Genomic DNA, 16,236 nt, shown 5'->3' with positions numbered 1-16,236 from the left:
TCCTAACCTTCTTTCCAAAGCTGTAATGTTATTTCAAATACCGCTCGCTGTCCTTCACGGCTTGATTAAGCGCATCCTGCGCATTGCTGCCGTGCACGACCGCTTCAACCGCGGCGGACAGCTGCCGGTTCACTTCATTCCACTTGTCGTTAAGAAGGAAGGCAGGCGTATTATCCGAGCGCTCCAGCATCGTATAGTAAGGCTTGTATAGAGGATCCTGATCCTTCTTCAGCTCGCTTACTACGCTTACCCGTACCGGCAAGTCGGCTACGCGCATCTTGATCGCTTCGCTCGACACATAATATTTGATAAATTCCCAAGCCAGCTCCTTCTGTTTGGAATCCTTGGCAATGGATAGGGCAGATTCGGCAACGACGCCTTTTACCGGTTTGCCCGGGAAGGCCGGCATCTCTACCGTGCCTACGTCAATGCCTGCTTGCTTGAAGGATTCCAGCGGCCAGATGCCGCTTTCCCACATGGCGATTTTTCCGCCTTTGAAAATATCCTCTCCGCTTTGCTGCCCTTTACCGCCGGTCAGCACAGCCGATCCGTTCTTCAGCATGTCGCCAAACATTTGAATGGCACCGGCCGTTTCCTTGCTGTTCATATAACCGTCGATTGTTTTGCCGTCCTCCGAAATATAAGAACCTCCGTTGCTCCATACAAAGCCTTGCAGATCATACGTATCGTTCTCCGCGCGTACGCCAAAGCCGTATTGCTTCTTCGATTTATCCGTCAGCTTCTGCGCAGCGGACTGTAAATCATCCCATGTCCAGCTATCCTTCGGATACGGGATGCCCGCATCGTCAAACATCTTTTTGTTGTAGTAGACCACGCGAGTCGTAAAGCCTGCCGGAATGCCATAGAGATTGTTATCTATAGTCGCATAATTGAACAAACCGCTGTAGAAATCATCCTTGTTCAGATCTTTGTCGCCGTCCGCGTAGCTGTTAAGAGGCTCAAGCGACCGGTGATACGTTGGAAAGTCCCACATGTACATCACATCCGGAGGATTCGTAGCTCCAAAGCCCGCTGCAAGCTTCTGGTCAAAGCCATCCGCGTATGCTTCTACCTGCACCTGCGTTCCGGGATGATCGGCTTCGAATTTCTTCGCGATATCCTGCTCAATCTTAAGCGCATCGCCTGTATCCCATGTCGCGAAGCGAAGCTTCTTCACATCGCCTGAACCTTTGCCGCCCGCGGACTGCGCCGCGTTGCCGCCCGAGCTTTCATTATTGCCGCCGCATGCCGTTAGCGCAGACATCGCCACTACTGTTGTCAGAAGAATAAAGGTTAGTTTCTTTTTCATTTCTGGCAGCTCCCCTTTTGAAAAATAAGATATATAATAATTGAACCGCTTTCATCATAACGAAAATGAAAGCGGTTCAAAACCGATAAGTATTCGATTGTTTGCGTGTTTTTGTTCGATTACGAAGGTTGGTGATCTTCTGTTAGATGCCTGTTGTCTTTTTGTTCGGAACGGTAGCGGCTTGGCGTTTCCCCCGTGCATCGCTTGAACCATTTACTGAAATATTTGCTGTCGCCAAGCCCCGTGCGCTCGGCAATTTCCTGCATCGTAAGATTGGTATCTCTTAATAATCCCGTAGCCAGCTTAAGCTTCCGCTTATATTGGAAAGCAACAAAGCTGTCCCCGACCGCTTTCTTGAACAAAATCGAAAAATGGCTTCGGCTGAGACCTACCTGCCTTGCCACGTCGCTGACGGACCATTCGGCGGACGGATTGTCGTGAAGAAGCTTGACGGCGCGCCAAATGGCTTCCGGCCAATCTGACTTGGACACGTTGTAAGCTTTCTCCAATTCGGCCTCTTTATGAAGCGACTGCAAGGCTTCAAGCCTTTCGTCCGTATCCGAGAGCGGCCCTCTTCTCGCCCACTGCAGCTTCGCAATCTCGCTTTTTTGCTCCACCAGAAAGCTTTCCATAGCATTTACCTTAGATTTCGGCAGCATGCAATAACAGCGTTCTTCCCCGTAAGGAACAAGCATGCCGGTACACAGCTGCTGATCCTCATAGGTTCCTTGCCTAAGCAGATCCGGCCATGAACATTCACAGCCCAAAGTTTTGATCAAATAGATATAGACGGGCTCGTCGTTAAAGGACCAGTCCTCGCGGGAACGCTTCTCCATTTCGCCGATAAACTTATCATTGTGTCCATTCAGCCAAGCATATAGAAGAGTGCCAAGAAGCTCTCCTTGATCGCTTTCCTTGTCTTTCACAGCCGCTGATTCCGAAGCCGCCGCAAACTCTCTTTGAAACTTCACCAGCATTTCTTCCAGCTCTTCGTCCTCGAAAGCCGTTTTAAGCAAATAGCCGGATGCGCCAATCTTCATGCCCTGCTGAGCGTATTCGAAGTCCCGATGGCAGCTGAGCAAAATGATTTTTGTATCGGGAGCTGCTTCCTTCACTTTCCGCGATAATTCAATGCCGTCCATCTCGGGCATTACGATATCCGTGATGACGACCTGAGGCCGATGCTCCAGAAAAGCTTCCCAGGCTTTGCGTCCGTTTGGGGCATCCGAGACCACTTCCATTCCGTATTTCTCCCAAGGTACGGTCGAACGAAGCCCTTTCCGGACAATACTCTCGTCGTCTGCAATTAGTACTTTAATGGCTGTTTCCGTTTCCATGCAGATTCTCCTCCTTCTTGGGCCATTCAATAATGATGGTTGTCCCTTCCCCATGAATCGATTGTACGTTTAACCCGAACTGCGGTCCAAAATGCAGCTTGAACTTCTGATTCGCGTTTTGCACGCCAAGCCCTCCCCTACCCTTGCGCTTCTCCATATTCGGCAAGAGAAGACGTTCCAGCTTCGCTGCGGGAATACCCGCTCCATTATCGGACAGGATAAGCCGCAGATGATTGCCTGCTTCTCGAATGGTCAACCCAATCTCGCCTTGACCGTCCTCGAATCCGTGAAAAAAAATATTTTCGAATAACGGCTGCAGCGTCATACGGGGAATCAGATAGCGCTTAAGCTGCTCGTCGCATTCCAGCTTGTACGTAAACACGGGGCCATAACGTATTTCCTGAACTTTGAGATAATGCTCAATAATCCTCAGCTCGCTCCCAAGCGGAATCATCTCCTGCGAGATATCCAGATTGCCCTCCAGCACCTTGGTCAGATGGTACAGCATCTGGCGAATGTCCTCCGCTCCCTGAAGCCTTGCTTTCCATTGGATCGAGTTAAGCGTATTAAACAGCAGATGGGGATTGATCTGATAATGAAAAGCTTTGAGCTCCGCTTCCTTCTTAAGCCTTTCGCTTTGCTCAATCTCGCCGACTAACGTCTGTATGCCGCTTACCATATTATTAAAGCTGATATCGAGAACGCCCAGCTCGTCCTTTGCTTCAACCTGCGTTCTCGTATGAAGCTTGCCGAAGCTGACCTTTTGCATTGCGTCTTTGAGCCGGCGGATCCGCACTGTAAAACGGGAGGAGAACAAATAGGCTAGTCCAAATGCCAAAAGACAGGAAGCCGCTGCCACGATTATCGTATTGGACCTGATAATGCCGGAGGAACGATAGAACGACGCGGCCGGCAGCCTCGATTCTATGTTCCACCCGTTTACGGCAATGGTTTTGTTCCAGACAATATCACTCGATTGCGAAATAAAAGGTCCTGCCGTTTCGTAAATAATCCTTCCGCTCGAATCACGGATGCGTAGATGAGCCTTCGTATCGTTCTCGAACAGCTTGAACATATGAAGCAGCTCTTCGGCATTCTCTTCGATCAGAATTTTACTGCCTTTCAAAGCTCCGTACGGGTTGTTAATCGACACGGCCAATCCCAGAACAGGCAGCCCCGCACCAGCCGTCTCGTTCATTCCGTGATTCTGAGGGTAGAACCCAAGCCAATATTTGCCCGATTGGGAATCCGGCATCGCATGCCAAGCGGGAATGGCTTGCAGCTTGGATACGTCAAGATTATTTTCCCCATAATAATAGCCGGTACGAGTAAGGATATAAATGCCGGTCGTCCGATCGCTTTTAAGCGCTTTCAAGAGCGCCTCCAAATCATTTTTATCCATAATATCGCTATAGGTAGAAGGCGGCTGATCCCCTAAGTCAGCCCACGCGGGATCAAGCAAATACGTATAAATCGTCTCCGTCGTCTGATTCATCCGGTTCAAATAGGAACTCGTCTGCTGCTCCAGCTGCGCTACAGCGTTCTCGCCGTATTTGCCGAACTGGGAATTAATAACATTCGCCGATTGGTAGTAGGACATGGCGCCAAGCGAAAGCAGCGGAATAATCGTTACAATTAGAAAGCAGAAAAGAAATTTGGTGCGAATGCTTCGGTAAGAGCTTGGCTGAAGGCGAATGCGAAGCCGTTTCAGTAAATCGTTCATAGGGATGCCCTCCGTGCTGCTTCTTGCAAAAATCATCTGAATTGTAGCATGGACATCTCTGACAGACAATGTCATAGGTCCCCAAACGTCAAAAGCACTTCCACAACAGTCCATTTAAGACAGTGAAGAAGTGCGGCCTATCCATTAAGTTGTATATTCATTTCCCAAGATCAGAAATACGCTGGAAGTCCAAGTGAATGCGCGATCCCGCAAGCCTTCCCCCGTAACCGCGTCGAAATTCTCAGCCATCCCGCTCCGGTCAAGCATCGCGCAGAACCGCCGCGAGACGGCTTCCGCAAGCTCGCGATCTCCTGCCGCCGCAACTCCTTCAACCAATAACATGGTCGATGGCGCCCAGATTGGCCCCCGCCAATAGCCATCCGAATGATAGAACGGACTATTTAGACTTTCCGTTGCCCAACCGTTACTCGTCAAAAATCTGCCCTCTTCTCTCAATCCTTGCAGCAGAGCTGCCCGGATTTGTTCAGGCAGACGCTTACCCAATAGAATCGGTACGAACAGAAGCAGACTGTCTCCTTCCGATATCTCGTGAGTGCCGGAGCGGCAGGACGCAAACCGTCCGTTGTGCCAGAAATGGGCAATCATTTTCTCTAGTGTGTCCCCGGCAAGCTTCCGCCATCCAACAGCCTCTTCCGCTTTTCCAAGCCGCTCCGCAATATCGGCCAGCACTTCCGATTGGAGAATAAGAAAAGCTGCCAAGTCCGGGCTCTCAACGGGAATGCCGTTGTTAAACGCCGTACTGTTATCCCAACCGGAGTCATTGCCATGATTGTATTGCGGTATGCCGTCGCCATCATTATCGCGGAACCGGAACCACCAATTTGTCCATTTGGATAAAGGTCCGTATACCTCAGCCAGCTGCTCCTCTTGGATAAAATCCGTTCGCGCCATCATCCAAGCAAGCGTCCATCCGTGAATAGGCGGTTTGTTGCAATTCCATAACGCATACTTATCGTTGATGAAATCCGGGATAAGCCCGCTCTCATCCTGACGGTCGAAGAAGATCATGAACTGATCCCAAGCCAGCTTCGGATTATTCCGTACCAGCGCCATGGCATTAAAGCAGTGATCCCAGCTCCATATATTCGTCATCCAGTTCTTTGACATATACATAGCGGGACGCGTCAGGCATCCTTCCGCCGGAACAAGGCAGGACCAGGTAATATAGGAAGCAAGAGTACGGCTTTCTTCCCAGTGTTCGGGCATCGATAAGCTGCTATTCAGCCACTGGCTAAACTCTTCTTTCACTTCATTTACGATATCATCGAACGGTTTCCAAGCAGCCCGCGGCTCCAGTACGGTCCGGAATTCTTCGATAGCGAATTCGGATTGCCCTATTGCCCGGTCCGGCAAAAAGTCGGCGATCACGTAAGAGCTTTTGATTTTATCCCAAGGCACTTCCATCCGCAGTTCTCCGACAAGCGCCGTAAGCCTGAACCTGCATTCATGGGTGAAGCTGTTGACCTCCCATCTGCCCGGCGATTCTTGAAACGCGTAATCATAGGCCGATGTACGGAAGGTTAAACGGATTCCGCAGCCGCTTGTCCGAACTCGGAACGTCCGGCTGTCGGAAATACAGATATCGGCCGTTAAGCCGCATTCCGATGTCAGCTTCACCCGTTCGGGTGAGGCAACTGAGCGGAATGGTACGGCATGGCCGCTTCCATCCAGCATGGCGACATGAAAAGCCTCGCCGAACTTATCATCGCCGCCGCGAACGGTGCGCAGGTACAGGCCTTGTTCTCTATCTATGGCTTCAGGCAGAATCGAGACCGCCAGGAACGAGTCTCTGCGACTGAACGGCACTATATTTAAGTCAAAGTTCATCATAATCTCCCTCTCAGCATCGTATACGCTTTCATTTTATCGAAAGGAGGGTTCAGGAGTAACCGACAGTTGTTTTTAGAGGGGAGGTTAATTGTTCGCAGCGAGATTTATTTGAATGAAAAGAGGTAATTTGTTCGAGAATAATCGTGTTTTTGTTCGATGCGGCGCGTGGATAAACATCCGCAACTATGTAAATACTTTGCAAGAGGTGATGGACTGTGGAAGCGTTTAGAGCAAAGGAGATCGCCGATTCACCGGATGCGATAACCGTATCTTATTTCGGCGTCCCTGTTTTTATCGAGCATGTTAATGTAGGGGCAGGCACGGCGAGAATTCATCCGATGGCTACGCCGGAAGAAGAGCAGACGGTACCGGTCGAGGTGCTGGAGGAAGAATTCAACGACGAATCTGATGTATCATTCGTGTGAGCGAGGAATGGGATAAGATTCTTGTCATCCGCTAATGACAGGAGCCTTATCCCATAAATAAGCCTTTTATAACAATCCCATTTCCTTTGCTCTCGAGATGGCCTGCACCCGGTTCTTCACCTGCAGCTTTTCGAAAATATTATAGGCGTACTTCTTGATAGTCCCCGTGGATAGAAAGAGCTGTCCGCCGATTTCTTCATTCGAAAGACCCTCGCCGATTTTCCGCAATACTTCACGTTCCCGCTCAGTCAATTTGATGGTGAAGCTATGTTTCAACCGTACATACGAAGCAGATAAACCACCCTCGGAAACCCTCTCTCGCAACAGATTCGCGTATGCAAACATTTCTTCATCCAGCGGAGCTTCGCTTAACCACCGTTCGAATAGAGGGGTTAATGCTTGTCCCTCGTCCATAAAAATGCGGATAAAACCTTCCGGGCGCGCTAATTCGCAGGCTTGTGCCAACGCAGAGGCGGCACTGGCGTAATCCGCCAGCTCCTTGTGGCATAAGGCCTGAAGCAGCAGTGCTTCAATTCGGCTTGCAATCCGGTCCGCCTGTTTCGCTTCCAGGCTCATTCGCGAAAGCCAGCCCAAAGCATTGCGCAGCTCGCCCTGCGACATCAAGACGCGCGCCAAAGAAAAGTTCTCGTATTCACGGCTCACATCCGCGCGATCTACGATTCGAATATGGCGGGCATTAATCCATGCGGCAGCTGCCTCCGTTTCTCCTGCGGCAAGCTGCAGTCTCGCCAGTCTAGCTTCCACGATCATCTGCCAGCGAGGAGAACGGCATTCCCTCATCTCTTCAATCGCACGCAGGATGACGTTCCTTGCCTGATCCATTTTTCCTTCCGCTTGCAAAATTTTGGACAGCAGGATGTATCCGGGCGCCAAAGCCGCGGGATTGCGCGGAAATGCTCCGCCGTACAGCGCCTTTTCGAGTGTCAGCCGCGACTCTTTGATCCGATTCAGTTCATATAACAGATCCGCTAGCAAAATCACGCCCAAGCCTTCCAGGCTCCGGTGCAGCACTAGCGACAGCTTCTCATCGGCCGAAACGTTCGAAGACAAATAAGCGATTTTACGCAGTCTGCCGCCAAATCCGACTGGACCGCGGTACAGCAGAGCCTCTCCCATGTTCACGACATTCGCAATCGATCCATGCCGTACCAATAAATCCAGATTGCTTTTCAGCTGTCCGATGAATCCGTCAATATCTCCTTCATAATAGGAAAGAGAGTTGCTATACATTCTAATGTGCACTTGCATTTCCTTTATCCGTTCGCTTTCAATCAGTTCGGGCTCCGTATCCAACAATGCGGTGACTTGATCCAAGTACCGGCGGGCTTCAGCAGCCCGCCCTTTCGCGGCTTGTACGCTTTCCTGGAAAAAGAACAGATTCGTAAAACGTACGATGCTTCTGAGCGGCATCTCGCTAAGCCATCGAAGCAGATCGGCTTCTTCTCCGCTTCCGATCATCTCGGGCAAATGCCGTTCCATGTACTGGCCGGCCGAATCGAAATCCTCCGCCGCTAGCGCATGTTTGATCGCTTCCCGATACAAGCCCCGTTCTCCGAACCAGCGATGAGCATTCCGGTGAAGCTCGCTTCTTGTTGCCTGGTCGTAGGTTTCGTTCAGCCGGTTCCGGAGCGCCTCCGCAAATAGATGATGATATTTATACCAAGTACGCGAATGATCCAGCGGATTGACGAACAGATTCGCCTTTTCTAAATAGGAAATCGCGGAAGCGGAGTGCGTCGAACCGGTCACCGCGTCGCATAGCGATACGGAAAAACGCTCCAGAATACTTGTCCGCAGCAAGAAGCTCTGCACATTCTGCGGCTGTCGATGGATAACCTCGTCAAGCAAATAATCAAATACGTACCGGTTGTGACCGTCGAAGGAGTGAAGAAAACCTTCGTTGCCGCTTGTTCCCGCCAAGGAATGAAAGGCTAAAATCAGCCCTACCGCCCAGCCTTCGGTTTTGGCGTCAAGCTCCGTCATTTCTTCAGGCGTAAGCCTTGTCTCCGACGTCTTGTTTTGAAGCTCCATCGCTTCATCCGCCGTGAACCGCAGATGACGTCCATCCAGCTCCAGCACCTGTCTCCGCGCCCGCATCCGTGACAGCGGAAGCGGCGGAACCGTGCGGCTGACGATGACAAGATGAAGGGCAGCTGGCAGATGGTCAAGCAAATAAGCAAGACCATTATGAATGGCCGGATTATCGATGAAATGATAATCGTCCACGATAAGTATCATCTTCTCGGTAATCCTGCCGATTAACTCGTTCAGGAAAAAAGACATCGCCGACTCCGCGGACGTCTCGCCAAATGAGAGGAAGATCGGCATCGCCGCTTCGTAGAAGCCCGGAATCGTCCGGTCAATCGCCGCTGCCGCGCAGCTCCAAAACCGCACGAACGTGTTATCCGCCGGTTCAAGCGACAGCCAGGCCGCACGAACCGCCCGCCGGCTGATCCAGCTGCTGACCAGCGTTGTTTTGCCGAATCCGGCTGGTGCCGCGACTAACGTCAGCCGGCAGGTACCCGACCGGTTCAGCATATCCGATAATCGCGGATGCTCGACATAGTTTGATGCCGCATTTGGAACAAGCAGCTTGGATAAGGCAATTGGCCCCTGTTTGGACCCTGGTATCGCATTTGGTTTCATCCCTTTATTCCCTCCCCATAAAAGCGCGGCAATTCGACATAAACTAACAAAAATTATACACTTTTTGGAACCCGTCTATTTAAAATAATAGAATTAATTTGATTATTCTATTGTGGAACTATGAACTTGGCATACCGGATCGGGAGATTTTTCAATCACCCATGTATTTAACTAAATCTGCCCTCGCAATAAAGAAACCCTGATATTTATTTGTAAGTATAGGAATAAATTGTATCCAGCCCTCTTTGAATTTGTTATGATGTCGTAGTGATATTTACTACCTAAGAATGGGGTCATTACGACAATGGTTAAAGCTAGATTACAGAAATGGTTACAAATCGGTTTAATAACGTGCCTGATGTTGACGGGATTACCGGCCGTTCTTCATGCGGATGGGGAAAATGCCGACGCGCAAACGCTCAATTGGGTCCAAGGTACGGGTCAAACGGTTGAACTGGGCGATGGGCTTGCTGATCTCAAGCTTCGCGAGGATTTCGTATTCCTGGACGGGGACGATGCCAGAGCTTATCAGGAACAGCTTGGAGGAATGCCAACGAATAGAGAGATTGGGGTTGTCTTCCCGTCCAGCGAGAATGAAAGCTGGGCTTTGTACTTTGAATATGAAGAGACAGGCTACGTCAATGAAAGCGAGAAGGATGATATTGACGCAGATAAGCTTCTGCAAAGCTACAAGAAAGGCACAGAGGAAATGAACAAAGAGCTAGATGAAGCGAATCGGCTCTATGTCGAAGGCTGGGACGTAGCGCCTTTCTACGACGAGAAGATGCACAGTCTCGCATGGTCGCTGCTTGCGCACGATGCGGACCAGTCCAAGCTCATCAATTATAATGTTCGGCTTCTAAGCCGACAAGGCGTCGTATCCGCCGTCTTGGTCTCCGATCCGGAGCATCTGGCAGCCGACCGGCAAACGATGGAAGACAAGCTGCTGCCTGCCTTCCGGTTGAAGGAAGGCCAGCGTTATGAGGATTACAACGCCGATACGGATAAAAAAGCAAGTTTCGGCCTTACCGGCCTTATTCTTGGCGGCGTTGGCGTTGTTGCCGCGAAAAAGCTCGGACTCCTCGCAGTCATTCTTGTCTTCGCGAAGAAATTCTGGATCCTGATCGTTGCGGCAGGCGCGGCAGTGATGCGCTTCTTGCGAGGCCGGAAGACAAAACAGCCGAAGGATGACATCGATCTCGATAACGGTCAGAGCAATCAAACCTTGTAAATAAAGAGCACCCGCTCCATTCGATTGATGAATGACGGGTGCTCTTTCACTTATGAAACTTTAGGTCCCAAAAGTCCTTCCAAAGGGTTCTATAAAAGTTAGAACTTATTAAACCATTAGGTATACTCTATCTTAGTTACATAGGAGATGCGGTATTATTTATCTCATTAGGAGGGGTTCGTCTAAATGAAGACCAGTAATAGAGGCATTCTCAATACGCTTTATATCCTTACTGGATTATGGCTTCTAGTGTTCTTACTTGGACGAGTTTCTCTTGCCGTGATAGCTATCCCTCCTTTATTAATTTACGGATATGTTTTCCCATCACTTTCACTAATGGCTTCTTTCTACTATTTTTGCACCAATAAAAAATGGATTTTGGAGAGAAAACTAGCAGCTTGTATTTTTATCCTTCCGTTCATTATTGTATTTATTCTGCCTAGAATCATGGAGTATGAAAAACTTATTAAAACGGAACCTACCTATGCGGTTATTACTGAATTCATTAAACTTGAAACTATTGGAGCACCAAAAAGACTGGATTTGCCTTCTACAAAAGTTAACTATCAAAATGAAATTAAAAGTCTTGATATCTCTATTACAATAAATTCTCAAGCCTTCATTAATGATTCAACTTACGGCAATAGCTCTCCCGAGTTTATCGCAGCGGTTATAAGAAATGTTCTGTATAACTATTCTGTTCATATTCCACAGAATATAAGTAAGGAAACACTAGTTCCACAGTCAATAAATTTTTATACTTATTGGGATGATTCGTTACTTCTTAGTACTCATTTTTCTCGAGATAAAAAAAGATATAGAATCATCAAATAAAATAAAAATTGATTTTAAACAATATATAAAAACAGCAGCTGGTCATAGACCGGCTACTGCTTTAACATTGATTAATTGATTTAAAACTAATTTTTCAATCCGGTTAGAGTGATTCCCTCTACGAAATACCTTTGACCAATTAAGTAGAAAATGACACCTGGAGCAAAAGACAAGCATGTGGCGGCCATCGTTAGCGACCAGTCGCTCTTTAATTGGCCTCTAAAGTTGGTTAGTCCAAGGGCAATCGTATATTTATCGCTTGAGTTGATGTAAATCATCTGTTGAAGCAAATCGTTCCATAACCCTATGAAGATAAACAATGCGACAACAATCATTGCAGGCCGGATAGCCGGCATAATGATGCTGAACAAGATGCGGAAGTACCCGGCACCGTCGATCGTTGCCGCTTGATCGAGTTCCCTTGGAATGGACATGATGAATTGACGGATCAAAAAGATATTAAATGCGCCGCCACCGCAGAAGTAAGGCAGTATCAATGGCCAGTAGCTGTCATTAAGTCCAAGGCCACGCGTCCAACCGATGTACAGCGGAATAAGCGTTACCATGGCAGGCAGAAGCATGGAACCAACGCATAGTGCCCAGATCAAATTTTTGCCCCGGAATCTTAACCTTGCAAAAGCGTATCCGCATAAGGTAGCCGTAAGGGTTCCTGCCAGACAGGAGGGAACGATAATGACCATCGTGTTCCACAGGTATTTCCAGAACTTGAATATTTCAAGCGTCCTCTCATAGTTGGAAAACAACCAATTTTGCGGTACGAGGGAAGGAGGATATTTATAAATCTCGGCATTCGTCATGAGTGATGTGCGGAAAATCCACCAGATCGGAAAGAGGGCTAGAACGGTAAAAACGATAATGACGACAAAAGTTAAAATGTTCATCAACAGGTCCCTGCGTTTTTTGCTTCTAAGTCTGCCCCCGTATGCTGCTACACTCATTTGTCGTCCCCTCCTTCATTATAAATCCATTTGTTAGACGTCTTAAACAATACGACAGTAAAGGCCGCAAGAATGGCGAAAATGATGAACGTAGTTGCACAGGCATAACCTAATTTGTAATTCACAAAGGCCTGATCATACATGAGATAAGTCATGAATCGGGAAGAGTTGCCAGGCCCGCCATTCGTTAAAGAAAGCGCCGGCGTAACGACTTGAAGGTTGGCGATCAAGCTCATCAGCAGGTTGTAGAAGATGATTGGGGTCATGCATGGTAACGTAATATGACGGAAGCGTTGCCAGCCGTTCGCGCCATCCATTTCAGCCGCTTCATGGTAAACGACGGGAACGTTCTGAAGTCCGGCCAAAAAGATAACGATCAAGTTGCCTGCCAGCCACACCGAAATTAACGAAAGCGAAGGAACGACATAGGTGGAATCGGCGATAAAGAGAATTTTTTTCAGCCCAAGCTCGGAGAGAAGATAGTTGAAGAATCCAAAATTCCCCTCATAGAGCCACGACCATCCTACGTAGATCGCAGCAGCAGGCAAAACATACGGCACATAGAATACCGCTCTGAAAAACCCTCTTGCAGGAATTTTTCGATTCAGCAGTAACGCAATAAACAGGGAATAGATCATACTGCCGATTACCGATAAAACCGCAAAATAAATCGTCGCGATAATGGAGTCTTTAATATATGGATCAGTCGTAAATAGCTTGACATAGTTATCAAAGCCGATGAATTCGGGGTTTTTCAAGCCAGTCCAATTCGTCAAGCTGATGCCCAGTACTCCTAGAAGAGGCAAATACGTCAGAAAAATCAATCCTAGAAAGGCCGGAATCAAACAAATATAAGCTACGCGTGCCTCGCCTGAATAAATACGGGAACGGCGCTTTTGAGGTTTATTAATGGCTTCCATTTCTCGCTCCCCCTCATGTTAAAAGGATGACCGCCGCATGCGTGTTCGTGGCGGTCATCCCTCCTATCTTTATTATTGATTGCCTGTATGAGCGGCCTTCAATGCATCGAGATTTTTGGAGATGGCGTCCTTAGCAGTCGTTTTACCCGTCCATACATCCCCTAGAACGGATCCTAGCAAGGTGTTGAATTCGGTTGTATTATTCGTATAGAACCACGAAGCAGGTCTTGCTGCGGAAGATTGCGCGTAATCGACTACGGCAGACTTGTATTCGTCGTACGCTGGGAAGTTTGGATTTTCAACCCATTTGTGAGTCAGAGATTCATCCGTATACCATTTCTCCAGGGTTGGCATCCAAATACCCGATGAGATGAGTGCCCAGTTATTTTCCTCAGAGTTGTACCATTTCAGCCATTCCATTGCTTCTTCCGGATGCTTAGTTTGGGAGAATACGACATTGGCGCCGCCTGTATTAAGAGTAACTTTATCCTTCATGTAAGGCAGTACAGCTACGCCATAGTTCAAGCCGGCTTCCTTCGCCGTATTTAAGCTTGTTCCTACATTCCATGCACCGTTTGTTGCCATAGCAACCGTACCTGCGATAATGGTGCGTTGAATGCCGTCATCCGTCTGTCCGACGGACAAAGGAGCAACATGATCCTTCAAATACAGATCGGCAACTTTTTGGATAGCATCGATGCTGGCGTCTTCCCCAACCCTAACCTCAGAGCCGTCGTTGGAATAAAAACCTCCGCCATTGCTCAGCGCCCAGGTTTCCAACTGCCACGGGAGATTTTCCACGGATGCCCCGTACTGAACGATGCTTTGCGGATTGAAACCATCCTCACCGGGATGTTTCCCTTTTTTATCAACCGTTAACTTCTTGGCCGTTTCCACGAATTCGTCCCATGTCCATGCTTTATCAAGCACGGATGGAGGATAAGGAACATTCGCTTTGTCGAACATGTCTTTATTGTAATAAAGAAGTAGAATTTCATTTGCAGCAGCGTAAGCTACGGTTTTGCCTTGATATTTGTAAGCCAGGCTATCAAGCGGCTTGCTGTCGCTTCCCTCATACATAGAACTTACGTCATTGAGCATGCCCTGAGAGGACCATTGGATAACGCCATCCTCTTTTAACATGCCTGTATCAGGCAGCTGATCTGCTGTTGCAAGCGTATTCAATTTAGTCATGTAGCTTTCCCATGGAATCGCTTGCACTTCCACCGTAATTCTGTCCTGGGAGGCATTAAATTTGTCCGCCACCGATTGAGTGGTATTTCCTTCTTCGGCGCTTCCCCACATCGAGTAGATAATTTTAACCTTTTCAGTCTTGGAAGATGACGTTGCAGGTGCTTTGGTAGCATCTGTGCCCGGCGATGCCGTGTTTGTGCTTGTGTTTGTCTCGTTGTTCCCGTTATTCCCACAACCAACGACACTCATTGCCAATGCAGCCGAGACAAGACCTACTCCAAGTTTCCTTCCTGTTTTCATGACCCCGATCTCCCTTCGATATTTGCTTTAATGTATATGTCTAACCGTTTGACTCATCCGCTCCGTACTCCCAAGCTTTCGAGTTAAACGTTTAACATCGAGCCCATTACTATTGTGCCATTTTTATTCTCAGAATGAAACCGATTATTTCAACCTGTTCTTTTAATATTTCAACCATCGAAAGGGCGTAAAGCGTAATTATTGCGATTTTACACAGCCTCTTGGTCAAAATATCGTTGGCCCAAAGTTAAACGTTTAGCAAACAACCAGTCTCGCTAGGAAGAAGTGAATCTATTAAGGATATCTTATGCCAATTTTTATACTTTTTCAACCTTTTGCATAAAATCTAGCAAATTAAAACCCGAAAGACGCGCACGTTTTTAGTGTTATCTTTCGGGCCATGTTTATTATTTTACGCTTTCAGCATTCTGAGAATAACCGTAACGGCCTCCGCGCGGGTGGTAGGTGCGTTCGGAGCAAATTGATTATGCGTATTTCCCTTCATAATACCAAGTTCGACTGCTGCCTTCACAGACGGGATAGCCCATGCCGGTATCTGATCCAGATCAGCAAACTGCAATTTAGTGGCGGAGCTTGTTTCTTTGGCAAGCGCACGTACAATGATGGCCGACATTTCCGAGCGGGTAATCAGCTTGTTCGCAGCAAACGTATGATCCGCGTAGCCGGTAATCAGCTTAGCTTCAACCGCTGTTTGCACATACGCTCTCGCCCAGACAGGAATGTCTTTATTATCTTTAAAGGTCAGACCTTTACCATCACTGGTCTTTATCTGCAAAGCCCGAACGATCATCGTCGCAAATTCTGCCCTAGTTACTTCAAGATTCGGCTTGAAGGTGCCATCTGAATAACCGGTCACAAAGCCTAGGCTTGCAGCTTCGTAGATCGAAGCTTCCGCCCAATGTCCCTTTACATCTTTAAAAGTCAACAAATTGGTATTATCGATGACGGTTGCCGTTACTTTAGGCTCTAACGTGGCCATGTCCAGCTTAGAATCAACGAGCTTTATCGTATTAAGCTTAACAGAGGTTGTCCCGGATCCGATACGTTTAAAGGTTAGCACAGACAGCTCCACGTCCCCCTTTTCGCCACCGGTCTCTCCCATCTTCGTATGGGCAATCCGGATACTATTCGCGCCAAGGATAGGGTCTACCGAAAAGCCTTTAATCGAAGTTTCCGCCTTGCTAAAGGAAAGCAATTTCTCATCATACGACAGCTCGAAATCATAAGCGTACATATCCGTAAGCCCGTGCCCCATAATAGACAGCTTAACATCCTTACCCGAATAGCTAAGCTTTAATTCGAACGTGCCGTTTGCCTCTTTAGCCATGACAGTACCTTGCGCCACTCCTGTAAAAAGGATGACGGTCGACAATAGCATCATTAGCAGCTTGCGTTTCAACATGCGGATCATCCCTTCATTAACGATGGGGAAGGCGCCGCAGCACCTTCCCTCCTTATTCCGCTT

At 48.1% G+C, this 16,236-nt stretch carries 12 protein-coding genes; 3 read left to right on the top strand and 9 right to left on the bottom strand.

The genetic code is table 11. The features are described 5' to 3' along the window. Nucleotides 1–28: 28 nt before the first annotated feature. The 4 genes from WFJ73_RS00805 to WFJ73_RS00790 form a co-directional block, all read right to left on the bottom strand. Nucleotides 29–1,309, bottom strand: coding sequence for an ABC transporter substrate-binding protein (locus tag WFJ73_RS00805; protein WP_336771065.1), 1,281 nt, complete (start codon nucleotides 1,307–1,309; stop codon nucleotides 29–31). A gap of 119 nt (nucleotides 1,310–1,428) precedes the next feature. Continuing rightward, nucleotides 1,429–2,646: a response regulator transcription factor gene (locus WFJ73_RS00800; RefSeq protein WP_336771063.1), complete on the bottom strand. Its 1,218-nt coding sequence runs from the start codon at nucleotides 2,644–2,646 to the stop codon at nucleotides 1,429–1,431. Next, nucleotides 2,624–4,369: a sensor histidine kinase gene (locus tag WFJ73_RS00795; RefSeq protein ID WP_336771061.1), complete on the bottom strand. Its 1,746-nt coding sequence runs from the start codon at nucleotides 4,367–4,369 to the stop codon at nucleotides 2,624–2,626. Before WFJ73_RS00795 ends, WFJ73_RS00800 begins: the two co-directional genes overlap by 23 nt. A gap of 144 nt (nucleotides 4,370–4,513) precedes the next feature. Then, the gene (locus tag WFJ73_RS00790) at nucleotides 4,514–6,217 is read right to left on the bottom strand and encodes an amylo-alpha-1,6-glucosidase (RefSeq protein WP_336772102.1); all 1,704 of its coding nucleotides are present in this window, start codon (nucleotides 6,215–6,217) and stop codon (nucleotides 4,514–4,516) included. Between the two features lie 218 nt (nucleotides 6,218–6,435). On the opposite strand from WFJ73_RS00790, the gene WFJ73_RS00785 reads away from it, so the two are divergent. Next, entirely contained in the window at nucleotides 6,436–6,645 is a 210-nt protein-coding gene (locus WFJ73_RS00785; RefSeq protein ID WP_201004197.1) for an H-type small acid-soluble spore protein, read from the top strand. A 66-nt stretch (nucleotides 6,646–6,711) separates the two neighbouring features. On the opposite strand, the gene WFJ73_RS00780 is transcribed toward WFJ73_RS00785, so the two are convergent. After that, nucleotides 6,712–9,312, bottom strand: coding sequence for a LuxR C-terminal-related transcriptional regulator (locus WFJ73_RS00780; protein ID WP_336771058.1), 2,601 nt, complete (start codon nucleotides 9,310–9,312; stop codon nucleotides 6,712–6,714). A 304-nt stretch (nucleotides 9,313–9,616) separates the two neighbouring features. Between WFJ73_RS00780 and WFJ73_RS00775 the strand changes: the two genes are divergently transcribed. After that, nucleotides 9,617–10,543, top strand: coding sequence for a DUF2167 domain-containing protein (locus WFJ73_RS00775; RefSeq protein ID WP_336771056.1), 927 nt, complete (start codon nucleotides 9,617–9,619; stop codon nucleotides 10,541–10,543). Between the two features lie 186 nt (nucleotides 10,544–10,729). After that, complete coding sequence (locus tag WFJ73_RS00770; RefSeq protein WP_336771055.1) at nucleotides 10,730–11,377, top strand: hypothetical protein; 648 nt, start codon at nucleotides 10,730–10,732, stop codon at nucleotides 11,375–11,377. Nucleotides 11,378–11,463: 86 nt separating this feature from the next. Here WFJ73_RS00770 and WFJ73_RS00765 read toward each other — a convergent pair whose 3' ends face one another. From WFJ73_RS00765 to WFJ73_RS00750, 4 genes are all read right to left on the bottom strand, one after another. Continuing rightward, nucleotides 11,464–12,336: a carbohydrate ABC transporter permease gene (locus WFJ73_RS00765; protein WP_336771054.1), complete on the bottom strand. Its 873-nt coding sequence runs from the start codon at nucleotides 12,334–12,336 to the stop codon at nucleotides 11,464–11,466. Next, nucleotides 12,333–13,256: a carbohydrate ABC transporter permease gene (locus WFJ73_RS00760; RefSeq protein WP_336771052.1), complete on the bottom strand. Its 924-nt coding sequence runs from the start codon at nucleotides 13,254–13,256 to the stop codon at nucleotides 12,333–12,335. Before WFJ73_RS00760 ends, WFJ73_RS00765 begins: the two co-directional genes overlap by 4 nt. A gap of 72 nt (nucleotides 13,257–13,328) precedes the next feature. Next, a complete protein-coding gene (locus tag WFJ73_RS00755; RefSeq protein ID WP_336771051.1) occupies nucleotides 13,329–14,750 on the bottom strand; it encodes an ABC transporter substrate-binding protein in 1,422 nt (473 codons plus the stop codon). 412 nt (nucleotides 14,751–15,162) lie between these two features. Next, a complete protein-coding gene (locus WFJ73_RS00750; protein WP_336771050.1) occupies nucleotides 15,163–16,173 on the bottom strand; it encodes an S-layer homology domain-containing protein in 1,011 nt (336 codons plus the stop codon). Nucleotides 16,174–16,236 lie beyond the last annotated feature (63 nt).

This window comes from Paenibacillus sp. MMO-58 (assembly GCF_037146255.1).
Classification (GTDB): domain Bacteria; phylum Bacillota; class Bacilli; order Paenibacillales; family Paenibacillaceae; genus Pristimantibacillus.
Note: the sequence above shows the minus strand (reverse complement) of the source record. Positions and strands in the feature narration are given on the sequence as shown.

Bases quoted from the DNA above. Each gene is read 5' to 3' on its own strand.
- WFJ73_RS00780 (WP_336771058.1), bottom strand. From the start codon at position 9,312: ATGAAACCAAATGCGATACCAGGGTCCAAACAGGGGCCAATTGCCTTA.
- WFJ73_RS00750 (WP_336771050.1), bottom strand. From the start codon at position 16,173: ATGTTGAAACGCAAGCTGCTAATGATGCTATTGTCGACCGTCATCCTT.
- WFJ73_RS00770 (WP_336771055.1), top strand. From the start codon at position 10,730: ATGAAGACCAGTAATAGAGGCATTCTCAATACGCTTTATATCCTTACT.
- WFJ73_RS00790 (WP_336772102.1), bottom strand. From the start codon at position 6,217: ATGAACTTTGACTTAAATATAGTGCCGTTCAGTCGCAGAGACTCGTTC.
- WFJ73_RS00795 (WP_336771061.1), bottom strand. From the start codon at position 4,369: ATGAACGATTTACTGAAACGGCTTCGCATTCGCCTTCAGCCAAGCTCT.
- WFJ73_RS00805 (WP_336771065.1), bottom strand. From the start codon at position 1,309: ATGAAAAAGAAACTAACCTTTATTCTTCTGACAACAGTAGTGGCGATG.
- WFJ73_RS00800 (WP_336771063.1), bottom strand. From the start codon at position 2,646: ATGGAAACGGAAACAGCCATTAAAGTACTAATTGCAGACGACGAGAGT.
- WFJ73_RS00765 (WP_336771054.1), bottom strand. From the start codon at position 12,336: ATGAGTGTAGCAGCATACGGGGGCAGACTTAGAAGCAAAAAACGCAGG.
- WFJ73_RS00760 (WP_336771052.1), bottom strand. From the start codon at position 13,256: ATGGAAGCCATTAATAAACCTCAAAAGCGCCGTTCCCGTATTTATTCA.
- WFJ73_RS00775 (WP_336771056.1), top strand. From the start codon at position 9,617: ATGGTTAAAGCTAGATTACAGAAATGGTTACAAATCGGTTTAATAACG.
- WFJ73_RS00755 (WP_336771051.1), bottom strand. From the start codon at position 14,750: ATGAAAACAGGAAGGAAACTTGGAGTAGGTCTTGTCTCGGCTGCATTG.